Origin of the sequence: Salinimicrobium tongyeongense (assembly GCF_026109735.1) — a bacterium.
Classification (GTDB): domain Bacteria; phylum Bacteroidota; class Bacteroidia; order Flavobacteriales; family Flavobacteriaceae; genus Salinimicrobium; species Salinimicrobium tongyeongense.
This window is the reverse complement of the sequence record NZ_CP069620.1, coordinates 2650904-2672426: the sequence shown is the minus strand read 5'-3', so window position 1 is coordinate 2672426 and position 21523 is coordinate 2650904. Positions and strand designations below refer to the sequence as shown.

Below are 21523 nucleotides of genomic sequence, written 5' to 3'. Positions count from 1 at the left end.
TAGCGTCCGCTGCGTGCAACTTTACGGGATTCACATCAAATTTTCTATTTTTAATCTATGGAACCAAAAATAGAGAATGAAATTGCCGCAACAATTCTCAACCAGGCATTCAAGATCCATACAGAACTTGGGCCGGGGTTATTGGAATCTGTTTATGAAAAATGTTTGCAATACGAATTGATGCAGGCGGGATATGATGCGAAGGTGCAGGTACCTGTCCCGATGAACTATAAAAGCATAAGTTTCGAAGCCGGATTTAGAATAGATGTGCTGGTGGAAAATAAAGTTTTGGTAGAAGTTAAGTCGGTAGAAAGTCTCGCTCCCGTTCATTTCGCTCAGACGCTGACTTACCTTCGAATGAAGGATCTAAAGTTAGGATTGTTGATCAATTTTAATACAAAGAGATTGAAAGACGGGATTCATAGAGTAGTGAATAATCTCTAAAAAATTTCACGCTGCGGGCGCTGCGGGAAAAAAAAACGATGCGTTCGTTGGGAGATCTTTGCGATCGCTTCGAGAAAGAACAAGAAATAGCAATTGGCATAATATTAGCAATTTAGAATCAAAATTTCTCTATTTTTGATAGCACAGGTATGAACTCAACCTTGGAACATATAGGTAAAGAAATGATCTCCTCCTATTCACATCTTAGTGAAAAGGAGCAGATAGATAATTTTCTTGATGAGATCAACCGGACCAAAAAAGAATTGCGTGATTTAACCAAAGCTTTGAAATCCCTTGATAAGTCAATCATCCAAATCACCTGGTTGGACAACCTCCAAAAAAAGGATGAGATCATTATCAAAGGGATTATTGCGATGGGTAAGGAAGCTAATATACAGCTCACAGCCTTTGTAGAAAAACAGGAAGAACGCGATAGCAAAAATGGCATTTTTAAGAAAGAGCTCGAGGCGCTTAAGGAGGCAATTAATTTACATCAAGAAAGCGTGCTTGAGGTGGAACATATCATTTTTGATCTTCGAAAAAATGATGAATTTCTCGACCTTTGTAAAATGGCCGATGAGCTTTAAATGCGGTTTTTCTTTCAGCAATCTTTTATCAATTCTATTCAAAAACTTCTCAAGAAGAAATCTTACAGAGATTGTGAAGCGGCCTTGATCAAAAGCATTTTTGAACTTTCTGATGAGGAATTGTATGCTATAAGTGAATCCTATCGGTTAAACCCCAGTGGCAGAAATCCAATTACTAAACTACGTGTTGCCGCCGACAAAGGAAAAAGTTCTTCCTATAGGTTATATGCCTTCGTGATCATTAAAAACGGGAATTTCTATATGGGTCATTTATATCCTAAAACAGGCCCAAAAGGTCAGGAGGCATTATCAGCACAGGAAGAAAATGAAGTTATAAAGTCTCTGCTGAAGGATGTGAAATCGAAAAACCTTCAGGAAGTCTTCTTGGATAAACAGAAGAAAAAGATCTGTTATTGCCGGGACAAATCTGAAGTTTGGTAAATAAAATGAAAATTTCACGCAGCGAGGCTGCGAGAAAAAATTTAAACGCTGCGACCGTTGCGTGAAAAAAGAATAGGTGCGACCGTTGCGAAACCGTTGCGGCCGCCGCGTGAAATACACAATGTTCTTTAAAAATCTTAATTTATATTACAACACACTCAAGCACGTAAAGCCTACCCAGCTTTACCATCAGGTGTATTACAGGTTAAAGAACAGGTTAACCAATAAAGCTTATATTGATACTCCTTCCCGGGTGGTTCAACTGAATCTGAAAAAGGGAATTTTATACCAGAACTCGTATCTTGGGAATAACTCCTTCACTTTTCTTAACCTTGATCAGGAATTATCAGAGATAGCCTGGAACTTCAGCGAATACGGAAAGCTGTGGACATATAATCTCAACTATTTCGAATTTCTTCACCAGGAGGAAATGACCAAGGAAGAAGGTCTGAGACTTATTAGAAATTACATTACTGTCGGAGACTCTTTAAAAGACGGGTTGGAGCCCTACCCTATTGCTTTACGCGGCATCAACTGGATCAAATTTCTTGCTGAATATCAAATTCAGGATGAGGAAATTTCCTCTTTCTTATTTAGAGATTATTTAAGGCTGGCTGATAATCTTGAGTATCATTTATTAGCAAATCATTTACTGGAAAATGGCTTGTCGTTGCTATTCGGCGCCTATTACTTCCAGGATGAAAAGCTTTATAAGAAGGCCAAAAAGATCCTAAAGTCAGAACTAAGGGAACAGATTCTTTCCGACGGAGCTCATTACGAATTAAGCCCTATGTATCACCAGATCATCCTGCACCGGGTGCTGGATTGTTACAACCTGGTACAAAACAATTTTTGGAAGGAGAAGGAATTGCTACTGCTTCTAGAAGAAAAGGCGGAATTGATGTTAGGCTGGCTGGGGGAAATAATTTTCCGCAACGGAGAGATTCCAAGGCTCAATGATGCTGCAGACGGAATTGCACCTACTACTGAACAATTATTTGCCTACGCAGAGAAACTGGGATTGAAGAAGAGAAAAATAGAACTATCTGATTCAGGTTATCGAAAATTTACAGATGAAAAATTTGAGGCTATTATTGATGTGGGACAAATAGCACCTTCTTATCAGCCGGGGCATTCTCACGCAGACAGTCTTCAGTTTGTTTTACATTACAAAGGCAATCCAATTATTGTTGATACCGGAATTTCTACCTATGAGAAAAACGAGCAAAGGCAATTGGAACGTTCTACGTGTTCCCATAATACAATTACCATAAACCACCTAAATTCTTCTAATGTTTGGGGAGGCTTTAGAGTTGCGGAAAGGGCACACGTTTCAATCCATAAGGAATCTAAAGAACTGATTGAAGCCTCTCATAACGGCTATCGAAAGTGCGGGATCACCCATAAAAGATCTTTTAATTTCGCTTCGGGAGAACTCGAAATTAAAGATGATCTTCAAGGGAAGGCGAAAAATACTAAGGCTGAAGGGCATTTGCATTTTCATCCAGATGTGCAACTTGAAATCATTGATAACAGGATTATCATCAATGAAAATATACACCTTAAAATTTCGGGTGCAACAGAAATTCGTTTAGAAGAGTATCAGTTTGCAGCAGGTTTAAATAAGCTGCAAACGGCAACAAAGCTTGTATATCAATTTAATAATAAAGCAACAATATTTTTTCACGCCACGAGCGCGACGGTAAACGCAGCGACCGCAGCGCAATCTTTGTCCCGATAGCTATCGGGACCGCGTGAAAAGATTATCTAAAAAAACGCCGCGGCCTTTGCGGAACCTTTGCGACCGCTGCGAGAACCAAAAAAATCCGATGAAATTATTATTCCTTACTGATAACTTCCCCCCGGAAGTTAACGCTCCCGCAAACAGAACCTACGAACATTGTAAGGAATGGGTGAAAAGCGGAGTGGATGTCACCGTGATCACCTGTGTCCCCAACTTTCCCAAAGGAGAAGTTTATCCCGGCTATAAGAACAAATTGTACCAGAAGGAAGTTATCGACGGAATTAAGGTCATCCGGGTTTGGAGTTACATCACCGCCAATGAAGGTTTCGTGAAACGAATACTGGACTATATCAGCTTTGCCGTCATGGCTTTCTTCGCCGGTTTGTTTGTAAAGACAGATCTTATTGTAGCGACCTCTCCCCAATTTTTCACGGCTGTCTCCGGAAGAATACTCTCATTCTTTAAAAGAAAAAAATGGGTTTTTGAAGTCCGTGACCTGTGGCCGGAATCCATAATTGCGGTGGGAGCAATGAAGCGCAACAGGGCTATCAGATTTTTTGAATGGCTGGAGAAGAGACTGTATTTGTCTGCAGATCATATCATTGTGGTCACAGATACTTTTAAAAGGAAAATTTCGGAAAGAGGGATTGACGAAGGAAAGATTTCGGTCTTTAAGAACGGGGCTAACCTCGAGCTGTTCAAGCCACAGGGAAAGAAGGTAGAGCTGGAACAAAAACTGAAACTTCAGAACAAAACCGTATTTGCCTATATCGGCACCCACGGAATGGCTCACGGGCTTAGCTTTATTCTTGATTCTATTAAACCTCTGGAATCTACTCACCCGGAATTGGCATTTCTCTTCATAGGAGATGGAGCCGAAAAGAAAAATCTTCTGAAGCAGGCAGAGGACCTGAAACTTCAGAACGCTGTGTTTGTAGATTCGGTTGGTAAAAAAGAGGTGGTTGATTACTTGAGTATAATGGATGTGGCTCTGGTAAACCTTCGAAAGAGCGACACCTTTTTAACGGTTATACCTTCAAAGATCTTTGAGGCCGCTGCAATGGAGAAGCCTATTTTACTGGGACTTGAAGGAGAGACAAAAGGAATAATAGAGACTTATAATGCCGGAGTTTGCTTCAGACCTGAGGATCAGAATTCTTTTTACGAAGCGATAAAATCTATTACGAACAAAAAGAAATACCAGGAAAACCTGGAAGGATCCAAAAATCTAGTAAAAGATTTTGACCGGAGTAAAATTGCAGCACGCATGCTGGAGTGTTTAAAACAAGTTTATAACAAATAAGGTTTCCACGCAGCGGCCGCTGCGAATACGCTGCGCACGCCGCGTGAAATTAAAGATTTACTATGCTAAAAATTACCATCATCGCAGGAGCACGTCCTAATTTCATGAAGATCGCTCCAATCATTAAAGCAATTGAAAAGGCTAAATCTGTCGGAGAAGTAATTGATTTTCGCCTGATACATACAGGGCAGCATTACGACAAGAAAATGTCGGGCTCCTTCTTTGAACAGCTGGGAATTCCTGAACCCCACGCTAATCTGGAAGCAGGGGGCGGCAGCCAGGCGGAGCAGACTGCTAATATTATGATGCGCTTCGAAAAAGAGCTGCAGGAAAACCCTGCAGGTGTTGTTTTAGTGGTAGGGGACGTCACTTCCACCATGGCCTGTAGTATAGTTGCTAAGAAATCAAATACACAGGTAGTTCACGTGGAAGCAGGAATACGTTCAGGAGACCTAAGTATGCCAGAAGAGATCAACAGAATGGTCACCGATTCCATTACTGATCATTTCTTTACTACTTCAGAAATAGCGAATGAGAACCTGAGAAAAGCAGGAGTTGAAGAAGAACGTATTCATTTCGTGGGAAATACAATGATTGACACCCTACTTTCTAACATTGAAAACTTCATTGATCCACAGATCAAGATCAACGGAGAAAACTTAGAAGAAAAGAATTATTTCGTGCTTACCTTGCACCGTCCTGCAAATGTTGATGAAGAAGAGAAGCTCAAGGATATGATGCAGGCCATTATTGACGGTACCGGAGATCTTCCCGTGATCTTCCCTGTCCATCCACGAACAGCAAAGATCCTTCAGAATTTAGGTATTGAACACAACAGGCTGCATTACGTGGAGCCTCTATCCTACCTGGAATTCAATTATATCGTGAAGAATGCAAAAGCGGTAATTACAGATTCGGGCGGGATTACAGAAGAAACCACTGTTATGGGAGTTCCTTGTTTGACGCTCCGCGACAACACTGAACGTCCTGAAACCATCACTATGGGAACCAATGAACTTGTGGGCACTGATCCAAAAAAATTGAAACCTTACCTGGACAAATTAATGGCCGGAGAATGGAAAAAAGGAGGCGAGATCCCGCTTTGGGATGGCAAGACAGCAGAAAGAATTGTAGAGCGGCTACTGGAAATATACCAGCCGAAATTAGAAGTACGAAGTTAGAAATGCGAAGTTCAACAATTCAGCTTCACGACAGCTTCTGTCATCCAGAGTATTTAAATTGCCATGCTTACAACTAAAGATAAAGGGTAGAAGCTAATAGCTTTTTTAAAACCCATTATACAATATTCAATATACATTATATAATTTTCATCCCCCATTCTCCCCTACCGATTGGAATTCACCAACTAAAACCTTCCAATTATGAACATCCTTGATCAGGAGGTGATCCTGGAATTTTTTCGTACCCATTACGAGCAGTTTATTGCACTCGTTTTCCTGTTAACCTTTGGCCTTACCTTCTATCTTATCCCAAAAGTACTGTGGGTAAGTCAGGAGAAAAACCTTATGGCCAGTGTAAATGAGCGGAGTTCCCACTCTAAGGCAGTACCTACTTTTGGCGGAGTGGCTTTTTATATTGCCATCATTATGGTACTCACTATCCTGCAAAGCCTGAGGCTTACCTATGTGGGGAACCATCTTATTGCTGCCATGACCATACTCTTCATGGTGGGCCTTAAAGATGACCTGGTCATTTCTACTGCAAAAGTGAAATTCCTGGGACAGATCACCGCAGCCTGTTTCCTGGTCTTTTCTCCTGAATTTCAGCTTACCAGCCTGCATGGTTTCCTGGGAATATATGAGATCCCGGTAGTTTTGGGTTACTTCATTACCGGCTTTATTGTACTTGCCCTTATTAATGCTTACAACCTTATAGATGGGATTGACGGGCTCGCAGCCATTGTGGGTATAGTGATCTCCCTGGTTTTTGTTTTTATCTTCTATGCCACCGGGCAGCCATTTTTTGCCCTGGCCAGTATAAGCCTTGCCGGTGTACTCACCGCCTTTCTAAGATTCAACTTCTCAAGAGGGCGAAGAAAAATTTTTATGGGAGATTCCGGAAGTCTTTTGGTAGGGCTCCTGCTGTCTTTTCTAAGCCTTAAGTTTTTAGCTATGGAGCCTTACTCTCCTGCCCTGTCTCAGGGTTATGATCCCGCTCATAGGTTGTTGTTCCTGGCCTGTATATTATTTGTTCCTGCTTTTGACACTTTAAGGGTCATTATTATCAGAAAAATCAAGGGCCAAAGCCCTTTTTCACCAGACAGGAACCACGCCCATCACGTGCTGCTTGATCTTGGCCTCAGCCATAAAAAAGCCAGTTTTAGCCTTGGCCTGCTCAATCTGGTTGTAGTGAGTTTGTATATATCCCTTTCTAACCTGTTAAGCCAGGTATGGCTGCTGTTCCTGGTGGTGCTGCTTTATTCTGTAACCTTTCTTTTATTTGGCTGGTTTAAGGTATTAGGAGCGAGACAGGCAAAGGGATCGGTAGTGGGATCACGATAGTTTGAGGGCCCATGAGGTATGAAGTTAGATTTATGAAATATGAGGAACGAAATTTGAACCTGTAACCCTAAACCCGCAACCTAACCGCCAATGTTCAAAAACTTAACAAATTATCCTTAAAAAAATTTTAACTTTTAAATTAACTTCGCGACCTCTAAATCTAACTATGAAATTGCGTTTACCCCTACTTGGATTACTGGCCTTGCTCCTGGCCAGCTCCTGTGTTTCAGGAAAAAGAATCACCTATTACCAGAACATGGAAGCAGTAGAAAAAGAAGCAGCCGCAGCTAAAAAAGGCCTGCAAATTAAACCTAATGACCTACTCACCATAAGCGTGGCAGCTGAAAGCCTGGAAGCAGTACAGCCTTTTAACCTGCCGGTTGTAGGAATGCCCAGCACGGGAGATGCAACCCGGGTTAGCGGACAACCCCAGCTGCAAACCTATCTGGTAGATTCTGATGGCAATATTGAGTTTCCCGTATTAGGTACTGTACAGGTAGCCGGTTTAAACAGGCAACAGGTGTCAGAACTTATTGAAGAAAGGGTTGCAGAGTACGTGCAAAATCCGATAGTAAATGTTCGTATAGTCAATTTCCAGGTCACTGTACTTGGGGAAGTAAATAAACCGGGAACCTTTAGTGTTCCCGATGAGTACCTTTCTCTTAACAAAGCCCTTGGTTTTGCCGGTGATCTCAGTATTTATGGCAAAAGGGAGAATGTACTTATTATCAGGGAAACCCTGGAAGGCAAGACCTACAACTATGTAGACCTCACAGATGCCGGGCTTCTCAATTCCCCATTTTACTACCTGCAACAAAATGATGTGGTTTATGTAGAACCCAATAATGCCCAAAAACAAAGTGCGGCATATAACCGTAACGCTTCAGTATATATTTCTATCGCCTCGGTGCTTATTTCCCTGGCTATCCTGTTAACCAATTAAGCTATGTCTCAAAACCCTACTCCCAGTTACCGACCCCCGCAGGAAGAGGAAATTGACCTGCGCGAAGAATTCACAAAATACCTGAGACACTGGCCCTGGTTTGCAGCAGGTGTTGTTATCTGCCTGCTGGGCGCATTCCTTTACCTGCGCTACGCTACCCCTGTCTACAATACAGTTGCGACCATTATCATAAAAGATGAAGACAAAAAATCAAGTGGTGCAAATCTTGAAGCCTTTGCCGACCTTGGTATGTTTAATGGGCTGGGCACCAACTCCATTGAGAATGAGATTGGAATTTTAAAATCCCGCCGTTTACTCAATAGCGTAAGCAAGAATCTCCAGTTACACGTTCGCAGTTTTGAAAAAGGCAGCGTGCGCACCAGCGAGCTTTATGACAACCGCCCCTTTAAGGTACAGGTACTTGAGTATAGGGAGGAGCAATTACAGGATCTTGAGCCTTTTGAAGTAGATATCATAGATTCCACATCATTTGAAATAACTAATCCTGCACTGGGTTTTAAAAAGAAAGCTGCTTTTGGTAATTCGGTAGAGCTTCCTTTTGGAGGTATTATTCTCACTCCAAATTTCGAGGCCGGGCGCGAAAAGATGAACAATACCATTTTGCTTAGCTTCGGAAGCCTGGAAGGAGCGGTTGAATCTTATCGTAACCACCTGCAGGTAAACCTAACCGATAAGAACAGTACGCTTATAGAGCTCAGTTTACAGGACCCCGTTCGCCCTAAAGCCCGGGATATTTTAAACCGCCTTATCTATCAGTATAACCAGGAGGCTATTGAAGACAAGAACCAGGTCTCTCTTAATACGGCTGAATTTATTGAGGATCGCCTTGCTATTATTTCTTCAGAACTTGATTCGGTAGAAACCGGAAAGCAGGAATTCAAAACCGAAAACCGCCTTACCAATATTGAAGCCGAATCGCAACTATTCATAGAAAATGCGAGTGAATTTAGAAAAGAACAGCTGGAAGTAGAAACTCAGCTCGAGCTTGCCAACTCTATGATCGATTATTTACAGAAAGAAGGCAGAGACGGGCTCTTACCGGCCAACCTTGGTTTTAGTGAGAGCAGCCTGGTCTCAGCTATTCAGGCATACAACCAGATGGTACTGGAGCGCAATCGTGTTCTTTCTGGCTCTACGGAAAAGAACCCGGTGGTGGTAAACCTCAACACCCAGATTGCCGATATGAAGTCGAGCGTTATGCAGTCTTTGCTTAACCTTAGAAACTCTCTTCGTATCTCCCAAAAAGATCTTTCGGCCAGGGAGGCAAGCATAAATGCTCAAATTGCAGGAGTGCCTTCCAAAGAAAAACAATTCCGGGGTATCGTGCGACAGCAGAATATTAAAGAAGCCCTCTATTTATTCCTGCTTCAAAAAAGGGAAGAAACCAGTCTTTCTTTGGCAGCTACTGCGCCTAAAGCAAAAATTGTAGATGCCGCATACAGCTCAAAAGAGCCTGTTTCCCCTAAATCAAAGATAATATTGCTGGCTGCACTTATTCTGGGGCTGTTGATCCCTTTCCTGGTGATCTATATTAAACATTTAATAAACAATAAAGTACAGAATCGTACTGATATCGAATCGGTCGCAAAAGAAATTCCTATAGTAGGGGAAATCCCGAGGCTTTCAAGGGGTCAAAAAGAGATCATTGAAACTCAGGATCGTTCGGTACTCGCTGAATCTTTCAGGATCCTTCACACAAATTTACAGTACCTCCTGGTAAATACCGAAGCCAAACATGGAGGTAATACTATCTTTATTACTTCTACCGTAAAAGGGGAAGGAAAAACCTTTATAGCTTTTAACCTGGCAGTAACCCTTGCCCAGGCAGAGAAAAAAGTACTTATAGTGGGAGCCGATCTGCGCAATCCCCAGCTTCAGCGCTTTGAGGCAGGCGCAAAAGAATATAGGGGAGTAAGTGATTACCTGGTAAACAATAATCTTGATCTAAAAGAGCTTATACACTCTTCCAGCCTACATAACAATTTAGACTTACTGGTTTCAGGAAGTATACCGCCAAACCCCTCTGAACTTTGGAGACAGGAAAAAACAGCCACTTTGTTCGCGAAGCTTGAAGATATGTACGATTATATTATTGTAGATACAGCTCCTGCCATGCTCGTTACCGATACCTTCCTTATTAACAAATATGCCGACCTCACTTTGTACATTATAAGGGCCGGGTACACAGAGAAAAAGTTGCTCAATTTTGCCGTGGAGGCCAAACAACAGGGTAAACTTACCGATATAGGTTATGTACTTAACGATGTGGAAGCTGCACATTTTGGCTACGGAAATAAATACGGTTATTACTATGCTTATGGGGAGGAGCAACAAGGTTTTTGGGCGAGGCTCCGAAATAAAGCTGCTTTCTGGTAATTACAAGTTAGAGCTAATAGCTAAGCTCTTAGAAGTACCAAAATTTTAAAGTTTTAAATGTAAACCCTACATTATTATTTCAATTATAATTTCGTAAGATTTTTCTTACAAATAATTTTATTTTACTTTTGGATTTTCTTTACATAAATATCATTACAATTTTTTGAATTTAAATGCTAATCCTAAAACCAATTTATGAAAACTACGATTACCCGATTTTCCCGAAGGCTCGTTCTCTTTTCCGGGATGCTGATGATCTCAGCCTTGCTTTGGAACTGTGATACACAGGACCTGGAATTTATTGATCCTTATGAATTTGTAAATGATGATTTTGATGAAATCCCCGATCTGAGTCCGGTAGAGGATGAAGACCCTGAAATCGTGGAACCTGAAGTAGGTGCTGTTCAGGAGTCGGCCGAAACCAAGTCGCTGGTTACCGACGTTCTCAATGCAGGGGCAACAGGTGGCATTAGTCCCGAATCTGAAGAGAAATTGCAAACCCTGCAATCATATACTCAGCAACTACCTGCTTCTGTTAGTCAACAGGCTCAGAACCTAACACCTGCTGACATTTCAGACATTCTAGATCCTGCAAAGGCTCTTAATTCTGACCTTGATCAGCTAAAAGAAAGCTTAAAATCAGCTCCTGCTGAAGTTAAAGCTCTTTTACCAACTATTCAATTTACTACAGACCTTGAAGGTCTTGATAACATGGCTGCTGATTACAGTAACCAACAACAGTCAGTTTTTAACACACTTTCTGGATCTCCCATTGAAACCTTTATGCAAACAGTTAGCGGACCTTGTGCCGAGGCTGCTTATGACGCTTACGATACCCGTTTACAGGAGCTTACAGAACAACGTGATGCCAATTTCTTTACTATAGAAAGTAACTATGCTAGACGCGTTGATGAGGCAGATGCAAGATTAGCGGAAAGACAAAATGCCCAGGCAGAAAGGCTGGAAACCATTAGAACAGAAATGATAGACGCTACCAATGACATTCTTGCTGCTGCCGAGGAGGCCGAGAGCCATGGCGAGACTCAAATAGCAGAACAACTTAGAGAACTTGCACTTTTATACGCAGTAGATGCACGTACAGCCCTAAGTGAATGGAACAGCCTGGTACTTGAACTTCTGGATGTAAAAATGGAGCAGGAAAAAGCTCAGGCCCTTGAAATCAGAGAAGATAAAACTGCTGAAGTAACTGCAGAATTTGCAGCTGCTAAAGCTCAGGCCGATGCTTTGCTACAGGAAGCTTTAAATGATTGCCATAACCAGGGGTCAGGAAATTAATTACAACTAAAAGAATCTTACCAATGAAAAAAAATATATTAGCAATTCTTTGTCTAGGGCTTTTTAGCTTTACAACACAGGCACAGATCAAATTGAACAACATAAGTGTGGGCGCATCTTACTGGCACCGCACTTACTCTGAGCAAAATGAAAAATTCTTCCTGATAAGTTATGAGCAGGATGATGATTTCACTAAAGGCAATGTTATGCCACACCTGGGAGCTGAAATTAACTTATATCAAAACCTTGCCCTTGATGCAAGAGTAGGTTATTGGACTGCCGATTTTGAATCTGAGGGAGTCTTCGGGGAACTGAGGCTGGATGAGAAAATTGAACAGACCATCATACCTGTATCTGCAGGCCTGGTTTATAGATTCCCCAACCTTGTACAGGAAGATTTAAATCTATATTTGGGTGCCGGGGTAAACCGTTATTTCATACAGAACAAAGTAAGCCGTGAGATCACCGGAGGAGCCGGAACCAATGAAGAAGATACCTTTAGCGGTAACAGCTATGGGGTGAATGCCAAAGCGGGCATTGAATACTACTTTACCAGTGCTCTTGGCCTGGTACTTGAAGCCCGTTACAACGCAGGGTATTATAACCAGTCTTTTCAGGCAGTTACCACCGAAGAACCTGTGAATGAAAAAGTTTCTGTACGGGGGTTAGAGGCAGGAATAAGCCTTCGATACCGCTTCAATACAAGTTCTGAGGAAGAGCCTGTAGATGAATAAAAACTGTTATTTAATTTACCTGTCCCTACTCTGCAGCTTTTATAGTTCGCTTTGTATGGGGCAGGTAAATTTTTTAGGAAAACCCGGTTACATAGCCACACCCTCTGCCGGTGTTTTTGAAAACCGTCCATTAGGGTTTTCCTTTTCTTATTTACCCAATGAATATTCCATTTTCACCAATGGGGATAGGAATATTATACATTTCTATAATGTGCGGTTTGGCTTTACTTCTTTTATGGAGGTAAACCTGTCTATTGCCCACAGGCCATTGATGTCTGAAGACATAGGAGTTGGTGATCGCCAACTCGATTTCCGTTTCCGTCTTTTGAAAGAAAAAAAATACCTGCCTGCCCTTGTCCTGGGCTGGACCCCGCCGGGTTCTGTTTCTCCTGTTCTTGCGCACGACTACCTGGTAGCTACAAAGAATTTGACTACAGGCATTGGTCAATTCAATATATCTGCAGGCTACGGTTCACCTTATGTTATTAAGAGAAAAAATGGCGGTGAAGCTTTAGATCTTGAAGTTTTAAAAAAAACTGAATTTAAAGGGGTAAAGTATCTAACAGGATTTTTCGGCGGAATTTCATATAAGCCTATTTCCTGGGGAGGAGCTTTAATTGAATACGACAGCCAGACCTTTAATACAGGAATTTTTATTGCACCTGTACCCTGGTTCATTCTTCAGGGCTATACCTACGAAGGAAAAGAATTTGCTTTCACCCTTGCTGCAAATTTCCCTCTAAATTTTTCACCCCGTGCCCTAAGATCATATGAAAACAAACTGGATTAGCTTTCTGCTATACTTACTTATCATTTCTGGGGGGCAGGCACAAACCATTCAGGAAAAGCTCTATGCAGCAGGTTTTGAAAATATTCAGGTACAGAAAAAAAAAGACAGCCTCAACATCTTTTTTGAACACCGTGAATTTAGAAGCCCCTATCATTCTATGCACTATGCAGGATTGCTTTTAGGACAAGAAAATTTAAAAAACATTTCCTGGATCCCGGTATACCACAACACTCCTGTGGGAAAATACCGTGCAGGTACCTATGAGTATAGTGGTCTCACACAAGATGATCGCCAGTTCTACCGGCACCACAACAACTTTCAGGAAGATTACCGATTTCACTTCAGGGTACATCCTGAACTTTCTGCAAGGTTTGGATACTATAGTGATCCCTTCCAGATAAAACTCAATCTTATCCTGGATAGTAGAATTTACCTGGCTCCCGGGCTCAGTTTACAATCTGGTATAGCCATTCCTGTACAAAATAATCTGGACGCACAAGATACCAGGCTACGCCTGGCCCCTTCAATGCTCCATTATTTCCTGCAACCTGTGAATTTCCATTTTTTTGGCTTAAGCCTTGGTACTTTCTATTATGACCGATATGGATTTGATTTACAGTACAGGTACAATAATTTAAACTCAGCATGGAGCTTTGGTTTGGAAACCGGACTAACTGGTTTCTACTGGATGACATCAGGCAGCATATATTCTGAAGATGCCAACAACTTACATGCCATTGCAGATGTGGAATACAGACTACCTATTGAAAACCTGAGTCTAAAGTTAAGTGCAGGTCAATTTTTATTTGAAGATCTTGGGGGGCGATTAGATCTAATAAGGCAGTTTGGTACCGTAGATCTTGGATTACATGTATCAGCAACTGATGCCGGAGTTACCGGAGGCTTCCAATTCGCTTTCTCTTTTTGGCCCGGAACGCTCCTTCGCTCAAAAAAACTTGAACTAAGAACCACTGAAGAATTCCGTTGGGAGTACAGCTACAACAATGAAGAACCCGTGGCCCGGCGTTACCGTCTAGGTATCCCTCGCCTGGATGATGTATTAAGACAATATAAATCAGATTTTATACAAAACATGAAATAAAAGTCTCCAGCTTATTTTTATTTTAAAACCAGTATTAAGTGGTATTAACACACATTAGCCTCTTCAAATCGCGTTATAATTTTTCCCTTTCCCTGAGCAGCTTTCTTCATTTTCCATCAGCTTAATTCCTCATTTTTCCTCATCAATCTTTAAGCAAAGACCTCTTTTAATTCCCTTCTTAAAGTAAATTGTAATTTTTTTCTCCTGAATAGCGAAGTACATCAATCTATATCATTTTTATCGGGGCCAATTAATTCTATATAATTAAACCGCGTTTAGACAAATACTTATCAACATATTCGTATCGATCTAGAAACACTTATAATCAATAACTAAAACAAGCTTGTGATTAATGTCGCTGATAACGAAAATATTTTCTTTTATTTCCAGGGGCAACCATTATTTCAAGTTTCTGCTTAGCCAGGAAAATCACAGGTGCTTAAAAATTTGATATTCAACAATTTACATGATGTGTTTTGAAAAAATTTGACGCTTTAAAAATACTTTTCTTACAAAGAAAATGTTAAAAATAAGTATATTTGAAAGATTGTATCTTCAGAGAATATCACGGATTGCTAAATGCGCAAAAAAATCATCTTCCTCCTATTTCTATTCGGCTTAAAAAGCAGTTTTATTTTTTGTCAGTTATCAAAAGCAGAATTAGCCCTAATTTCACCTTCTGTTGGCTATACAGATGATTTTAATTATTCACTTGAATGGGACATACAGGCATTTTCCTCTACAAGAGCCAATCTGCCTTTTTGGATGTATGCCAATAATCGTGGATTGTTTGCTAAAAATTCCCGGATGGCGAGTACTCTTACAGGGAGAGCTTCTACATTTCTCTCTTCAGAAATCCAGCTTTTTTTTGGAGGAGGAATAAATTACAATGACCAGATCTCTAATGTTAGGATTGCTGAATTATATACGCATCTAAATACTCCCTGGTTCTATGTAACTTTAGGAAAAAAGAATAGGCCTTTATATTATAATGGACTTAGTGCTTCTAATGAAAACCTGCTGTGGTCAATAAATGCCGCTCCTCTTCCGGGAGTACAACTGGGATCTCATGAATTGACCTGGCCAGTAGGAAACGGCTTTGTTGGTTTACAGCTTTCCTGGGAAGAATTCTGGTTTGGAGATGATGGTTACGTGGAACAAGCCCGTATACATCATAAATTCTTTCGCCTTTTATATAAGCACGATAATTGGAAATTAAGTGCCGGAGTACAACATTTTGCCCAATGGGACGGGTTTTCCCGAAAAGAGGGTCAACAGCCCGGAGATTGGCGCAACTACCTGAAAGTTCTCGCCGGAAAAGAAGGCTTAACAAATACTCCCGCCGGTAAAAAAATTATTGCAAATCACTTAGGCGGGTATGAGGTCTCTTTTACAAGGACAAATCCTTATTTTGATCTTCAATTTTTTTACAATAGTATATTTGATGACCTCTCAGGCCGAAGAATGGAAAATTTTCCAGATGGCCGGTACGGATTCTATTATATTTCTCATGAAGATAATGCCCCTGTACAGTCAGTTTTATATGAATTCTATTACACCATGCATCAAAGTAAAAATTCTCCGGGTTTTCACAAATATGATGACTACCTAAATAATGGAACATATAAATCAGGATGGACTTTTCAAGACAAAGTAATAGGCAGCACATTTTTTACTCTAAGAGATCCTATAGAAGGTATCATCAACAATCGATTTATAGCACATCATCTTGGAATAAGTGGAGTGGTAGGTAACTATTTCTATTCATTTCCATATAAACTACTGTTGAGTTATTCTGAAAATCATGGGCGTTACATAGAACCTTACGACACCCCACAGCATGTTTTCTCTGGGTTAATAGAGGTCCAGGTCTATAAAGGTCTTTTTGATGTCAAACTGCAAACCGGAATTGAACTGGATTCACAGGCAGCTCCAACCTTTGGCGGCGGACTATCCTTAAAATATACTGTTTTTGGAAGTTAGATTTTAGAAGGTAGAAATACTTTTTTTATTTACTTTTTATTTTAGGAAGTTACTATCTGTTGATATTGGCATTTTTTTCTGCAAAACATATTCAAATTAAAAACTCACCTTCTTTATTTTTGATTCTTATTTCTTAAAATAACCCTTCAAAACCTGTCCAAACCTCCACATATCTTCAAATGAACAATAAAAAGCTGCCGGGGCTAATCGTATAACATTCGGTTCGCGCCAGTCGGTCACCACGCCATTCTCCATAAGGTAATGAAAGAGCTCTTTTCCCTGCCCATGTAGAAAAACCGAAAGCTGTGTTCCCCTTTCTTTTGGGGTAATGATCTCAAAATTGGCACCCACTTTCCCGGCGACTTCCTTCAAAATAAACTCCAGGTAAGCCACTATTTTATTCCGCTTTTCTATTAAAGCAGGCATTCCTGCTGACTCAAACAATTCCAGCGAAGCTAAATAAGGAGCCAGGGCCAGGACGGGGGCGTTTGAAATTTGCCAGGCATTTGCATTGGGTTCAGGTTGAAATTGAGGCTCCATTAAAAAGCGGCGTTCTTTGTTATGCCCCCACCAGCCTTCAAATCTCGGAATATCCTCCTGCCCGTGATGCCGCTCATGCACAAAGCACCCGGAAGCATTCCCCGGGCCTGCATTCATATACTTATAGCTGCACCAGGCAGCAAAATCTACACCCCATTCATGTAGCTTCAACTCAACGTTCCCGGCAGCATGAGCTAAATCCCAGCCTACAAAGGCTCCGGTTTGTTTTCCCGCTTTGGTAACAGCCTCCATCTCAAGCACCTGCCCGTTGTAATAATTTACCCCGCCCATCAATACCAGGGCGCACTCCTCTCCCACTTCATTGATCTTTTGCAGAATATCTTCCGTTCTAAAATGCTGTTCCCCTTCCCTTTTCTTTACCTCTACAATAGCTTCTTCCGGGTCTAACCCATGAAACCGTACCTGACTGGCTATCATGTACTGGTCACTTGGAAAAGCTTTTTCCTCCATAATGATCTTAAACCGCTGTGAGGTGGGCCGGTAAAATGACACCATCAATAAATGTAAATTTACCGTTAGCGTGTTCATTACGGTCACTTCCGAAGCTTTTGCCCCGACTACCGGCGCCAGTTTTTCTGAGAACCTTTCGTGATAATCCCACCAAGGCTTCTCTGCCTGAAAATGACCTTCCACAGCCCGCTCCGCCCAATCGGTCATGATCTCATCCACGTAATTTTTTGCATTCTTAGGCTGTAAACCAAGAGAATTTCCGGTGAAGTAGATTACTTCTTTGTTGTTGACCTTCGGAAAGATAAATTTGTTTCTATATGAGCGAAGAGGGTCCTGGTGGTCGAGATGTTGTGCGTATTCGAGGGTGTTTTGGAAGTGCATTGGGAGATTTTTTTCAAAAGTAAGAATTAGTGATGAAGAAATGTAGTGTTGAAGTGACGCAGTGTTTTTCTTAAAGGTATCATTTTACTTCATCACTCCGTCACGTCATAACCACGTCACCCAATTTTTCTGCTAATCGTCAATCCATCCCGTACCGGCAACATGACGGTTTCCAGCCGCTCATCTTCAGCTAAAAGTCGGTTGTACTCCAGTAAAGCCCGGGTAGATTCATCGTCTTTCTTAACCGGTTCCACAACCTTTCCGCTCCACAGCACATTATCGGAAAGTATTACTCCCCCAGGCCGCAATTTCTCCATGATCTGCTGAAAGTAAATGGGATAATTGGGTTTATCGGCATCAATAAAAACAAGATCAAAATGCTCTTTTAGAGAGGGAATGATTTTAGTGGCATCACCCAGATGGGCTTTAATCTGATCTTTCCAGGGAGAGGCCTCAAAATACCTTTTTTGAAGGTCTGCTAATTCCTCATTGATGTCTATGGTATGCAACAGGCCAGTGGGTTTCATACCTTCTGCCAGGCACAAAGCAGAATACCCGGTATATGTTCCTATCTCTAAAATGTTCTGCGGATGGATGAGCTTTGACAACAGACTCAACAACCGGCCCTGATAATGCCCGCTTAGCATTCTAGGCTGCAGGACTTTCTGGTTTGTCTCCCGGTTTAGCTGCTGAAGTAATTCGGGTTCTTTGGCAGAATGGGCTACTACATAGTCATCTATTTCTTGTGGCAAAAAATGCATGTGGAAGTAGGATTTTAGAAGTTAGAAATTAGAAGTGCGAAATTAGCAATTTTTAAAGCCATTGGCTGTTAGCTTTTAGCTGTTGCTGTAAAAGCCGAAATAACTCCATTTTAGCTCAAAAGAGAGGTATCACTAAAATTGATCTAAGGCTGCAGAAATTAGAATAATGGGGACTAAAATTTAGCACTTTAAATTTGCTTCCCAAGTTAAAAACTGACTACACTATTCTGCGCACTGCCAGCTGAATTAAAACCTGCGTTTCACCGATCCCGTTAGCTCCTCAATCTCCTCTTTCACCTTGTCAACCTCTTTTTTTACATCGTCGCCAACCGAAGTATCCATTCCATGTTTTTCGGCACTGCGCATCACTTCAGATTTAATGTCTTCTGTGGCATTTTTAATGCTGCGCATCCCTTTTCCAAGACCGCGGGCGATCTCGGGGATTTTGTCGGCACCAAACACCATCACCAGGATGAACATGATAAAGGCGATCTCGGCACCACTAATGAATAAAGGAAGTGTTTGCATACGTTGCAAATATACTTACTATTCCAGTCACTAAAAAAGTCAGCTTGTTAAAAACTTTTCAGCATTTTACCAGGCGATTTTTTCAGCAAAAACACCTGTTATTTTATAAAATACCGGGGTTTAAGAAACCCAGCTCCATAAAAAAACTCCCCTCGAAAAAGGGGAGTTTCACAATAGGTTTTGGAACAGGATTTCTTCGGAAAGACCAGGCTACCCCTGGGTTCTCTCTTTAAATTCCTGAAATTTATCAACTTCTGCCTGCTGCGGCCATGAATTGTTATTCACGTTCACATCGGCAGTTTCAAGATCGGGATCTACCACAATTTTAGTGATCTCCTTATCGGTCGCCAGAGCACGGCTCACTTCCTGATCATTCTTTCTCCAGATTTGTGCCGGGTAAGTCACTTTTTCAGAAGTGCCATCGGCATAGGTGTATTCAACAATAATAGGCATCACCAAACCACCCGGTTTATTGAAGGTCACCTGGTAAAAATACTTTGGCATTTTCATCTCTGCTCTTTGCTGAGGCGTAAAATTGTCCATTAAATACTCATTCAAAGTGGTGGAATTTTCAGCAGGAGATTTTCCCTTTAAGGAAGCGTCAAATTCTTCGCTGCCTTCTTCAACCACATAAAGAATATCCATAGCCGAAGGATCTTCTACCCCAAAGCGCTGTAGCAATTCGGTACCTGCTTTGGTAGGTTTATCGGTAACGTAATATTTTTTTACGCCTGAAACCCCTATATCCACATTATCTGTAGTATAGAACCAGCCTCTCCAGAACCAGTCAAGATCTACAGCCGAAGCATCTTCCATTGTTCTGAAGAAATCTTCGGGGGTTGGATGCTTGAACATCCATCTTTGAGCATAGGTCTTGAACGCATAATCAAACAGCTCTTTCCCCATTACCGTTTCCCTAAGTATATTAAGCGCAGTTGCAGGCTTTCCATAGGCATTGTTACCTAACTGGTACACATTTTCGGGGTTGGACATGATTGGGGCTATATATTTTTGATCGCCTTTCATGTAATTAACAATCTTTGAAGGCTCTCCCCTTCTTGAAGGGTATTTTGTGTTTGGCGCAATATCATCTGGAAATTTCTCACCATACTCCTGCTCGGCTACATACTGCATAAAGGTATCGAGCCCTTCATCCATCCAGCCCCACTGGCGCTCATCTGAATTCACGATCATTGGGAAAAAGTTGTGCCCCACTTCGTGGATAATCACGCTCATCATCCCGTATTTTACTCGGTCACTGTAAGTACCGTCTTCATTAGGCCTCCCATAGTTCCAGCAAATCATGGGATATTCCATTCCCTGGTTCTTGGCATGTACCGAAATTGCCTTTGGATAAGGATAGGTAAATGTATGATCTGAATACGATTTTAACGTATGTGCAACCACCTTGGTGGAGTAATCTTCCCAAAGCGGGTTACCTTCTTTTGGGTACAGGGAAACTGCCATCACGTCTTTCTCGCCAAGATCTACAGCCATCATGTCCCAGATAAATTTTCGGGAAGTGGCAAAGGCAAAATCCCTCACCATTTCAGCCTTTAACTTCCAGGTTTTTTTCCTGTCAGAAAAGCCTTTTTCGGCCGCCTCTGCTTCTTCCTGGGTTACGATCATTACAGGCTTGTCATAAGATTTTTTAGCCTGCTCGTACCTGCGCATCATTTCTTTTGAAAACACCTCTTTTCGGTTCACCAGTTCGCCGGTTCCGTCAAGAATATGGTCTGCAGGTACCGTAATATTTACCTCGTAATCTCCAAAAGGAAGGGCAAATTCCCCATTTCCCCAAAACTGGTAATTTTGCCATCCTTCCACATCATTGTAAACTGCCATTCGCGGGAAGAACTGTGCAATTACATAGCTGTTGTTCCCATCTTCAGGAAAATGCTCATATCCAGACCGCCCCCTGTCTTCAAGGTGGTTGTTGATATTATACCACCAGGCAATGTCAAAAGTGAACTTTTCTCCGGCCTTCAATGGCTGCGGAAGGTCTACCCGCATCATGGTGTTGTTAATAAGGGTTTTTAAGGGTTTACCGTCAACACTCACTTCGGTAATATTAAAACCTCCGTCAAAAGGCTCCTGCATATATTCTGATACAAAATTCCCCGGCTGGGCCACAGGGGCGATTCCGTTACCATCTTTCAGTTTGGCTACAGATTCTTTAGAGCGAATATTCTGGTCAAGTTGCACCCAAAGATATTCGAGCACATCGGGGGAATTGTTGTGATAGGTAATCGTCTCACGACCGATTAATTTCTGGTTTTTATCATCCAGCTCGATGTCCATTTTATAATCGGCTTCATTCTGATAATAAGCAGGCCCGGGCGCACCACTGCCGGTGCGGTACTGGTTTGGAGTAGAAAATTCCTGGTACAGCTGGCGGAATTTGTTCTCGTTAATGTGGCCTCCATCCCTTTGCTCAGCTTGCTGCTCTGTCTCCTGCGCAAAAAGTGCGGTAGAGAACAAAATAAAAAAAGCTGCAAAGGCAGTTTTAATAGATTTCATATGTAGTTTTTGAGTTTAGGTTGCTAAAATTAACTG

The 21523-nt window shown here is 41.5% G+C and carries 18 protein-coding genes; 14 read left to right on the top strand and 4 right to left on the bottom strand.

Annotated elements, in window-relative coordinates; genetic code table 11:
- The first annotated feature begins 57 nt into the window (after positions 1-57).
- The 14 genes from JRG66_RS11855 to JRG66_RS11790 all read left to right on the top strand — a co-directional run bounded on the left by JRG66_RS11855 (position 58) and on the right by JRG66_RS11790 (position 16286).
- A complete protein-coding gene (locus tag JRG66_RS11855; RefSeq protein WP_265162977.1) occupies positions 58-444 on the top strand; it encodes a GxxExxY protein in 387 nt (128 codons plus the stop codon).
- A gap of 149 nt (positions 445-593) precedes the next feature.
- A complete protein-coding gene (locus tag JRG66_RS11850; RefSeq protein ID WP_265162976.1) occupies positions 594-1031 on the top strand; it encodes a hypothetical protein in 438 nt (145 codons plus the stop codon).
- Positions 1032-1472, top strand: coding sequence for a hypothetical protein (locus tag JRG66_RS11845; protein ID WP_265162975.1), 441 nt, complete (start codon positions 1032-1034; stop codon positions 1470-1472).
- A gap of 109 nt (positions 1473-1581) precedes the next feature.
- Positions 1582-3213 carry an alginate lyase family protein gene (locus JRG66_RS11840; protein WP_265162974.1) on the top strand — a complete coding sequence of 544 codons (1632 nt, stop codon included), beginning with the start codon at positions 1582-1584 and terminating at the stop codon, positions 3211-3213.
- An 88-nt stretch (positions 3214-3301) separates the two neighbouring features.
- A complete protein-coding gene (locus tag JRG66_RS11835; protein ID WP_265162973.1) occupies positions 3302-4519 on the top strand; it encodes a glycosyltransferase family 4 protein in 1218 nt (405 codons plus the stop codon).
- Positions 4520-4581: 62 nt separating this feature from the next.
- Entirely contained in the window at positions 4582-5700 is a 1119-nt protein-coding gene (wecB, locus tag JRG66_RS11830; protein ID WP_265162972.1) for a non-hydrolyzing UDP-N-acetylglucosamine 2-epimerase, read from the top strand.
- A gap of 201 nt (positions 5701-5901) precedes the next feature.
- A complete protein-coding gene (locus tag JRG66_RS11825) occupies positions 5902-7041 on the top strand; it encodes an MraY family glycosyltransferase (RefSeq protein ID WP_265162971.1) in 1140 nt (379 codons plus the stop codon).
- 166 nt (positions 7042-7207) lie between these two features.
- The gene (locus JRG66_RS11820; protein WP_265162969.1) at positions 7208-7984 is read left to right on the top strand and encodes a polysaccharide biosynthesis/export family protein; all 777 of its coding nucleotides are present in this window, start codon (positions 7208-7210) and stop codon (positions 7982-7984) included.
- A gap of 3 nt (positions 7985-7987) precedes the next feature.
- Complete coding sequence (locus JRG66_RS11815) at positions 7988-10381, top strand: GumC family protein (RefSeq protein WP_265162968.1); 2394 nt, start codon at positions 7988-7990, stop codon at positions 10379-10381.
- A 195-nt stretch (positions 10382-10576) separates the two neighbouring features.
- Positions 10577-11677: a hypothetical protein gene (locus tag JRG66_RS11810; protein WP_265162967.1), complete on the top strand. Its 1101-nt coding sequence runs from the start codon at positions 10577-10579 to the stop codon at positions 11675-11677.
- 23 nt (positions 11678-11700) lie between these two features.
- On the top strand, positions 11701-12411 hold the full coding sequence (locus JRG66_RS11805; protein WP_265162966.1) for an outer membrane beta-barrel protein: 711 nt from the start codon (positions 11701-11703) through the stop codon (positions 12409-12411).
- Between the two features lie 55 nt (positions 12412-12466).
- Positions 12467-13201, top strand: coding sequence for a YjbH domain-containing protein (locus JRG66_RS11800; protein WP_265162965.1), 735 nt, complete (start codon positions 12467-12469; stop codon positions 13199-13201).
- Complete coding sequence (locus tag JRG66_RS11795) at positions 13182-14303, top strand: YjbH domain-containing protein (protein WP_265162964.1); 1122 nt, start codon at positions 13182-13184, stop codon at positions 14301-14303. Before JRG66_RS11800 ends, JRG66_RS11795 begins: the two co-directional genes overlap by 20 nt.
- Before the next feature lie 807 nt (positions 14304-15110).
- Entirely contained in the window at positions 15111-16286 is a 1176-nt protein-coding gene (locus tag JRG66_RS11790; protein ID WP_265162963.1) for a capsule assembly Wzi family protein, read from the top strand.
- 126 nt (positions 16287-16412) lie between these two features.
- On the opposite strand, the gene kynU is transcribed toward JRG66_RS11790, so the two are convergent.
- The 4 genes from kynU to JRG66_RS11770 all read right to left on the bottom strand — a co-directional run bounded on the left by kynU (position 16413) and on the right by JRG66_RS11770 (position 21487).
- Positions 16413-17678, bottom strand: a complete 1266-nt coding sequence (kynU, locus tag JRG66_RS11785; RefSeq protein WP_265162962.1) for a kynureninase — start codon at positions 17676-17678, stop codon at positions 16413-16415.
- Positions 17679-17794: 116 nt separating this feature from the next.
- A complete protein-coding gene (locus JRG66_RS11780) occupies positions 17795-18439 on the bottom strand; it encodes an O-methyltransferase (RefSeq protein ID WP_265162961.1) in 645 nt (214 codons plus the stop codon).
- Between the two features lie 246 nt (positions 18440-18685).
- Complete coding sequence (locus JRG66_RS11775) at positions 18686-18967, bottom strand: Sec-independent protein translocase subunit TatA/TatB (RefSeq protein WP_265162960.1); 282 nt, start codon at positions 18965-18967, stop codon at positions 18686-18688.
- A gap of 210 nt (positions 18968-19177) precedes the next feature.
- Positions 19178-21487: a M1 family metallopeptidase gene (locus JRG66_RS11770; RefSeq protein ID WP_265162959.1), complete on the bottom strand. Its 2310-nt coding sequence runs from the start codon at positions 21485-21487 to the stop codon at positions 19178-19180.
- Between the last annotated feature and the right edge of the window lie 36 nt (positions 21488-21523).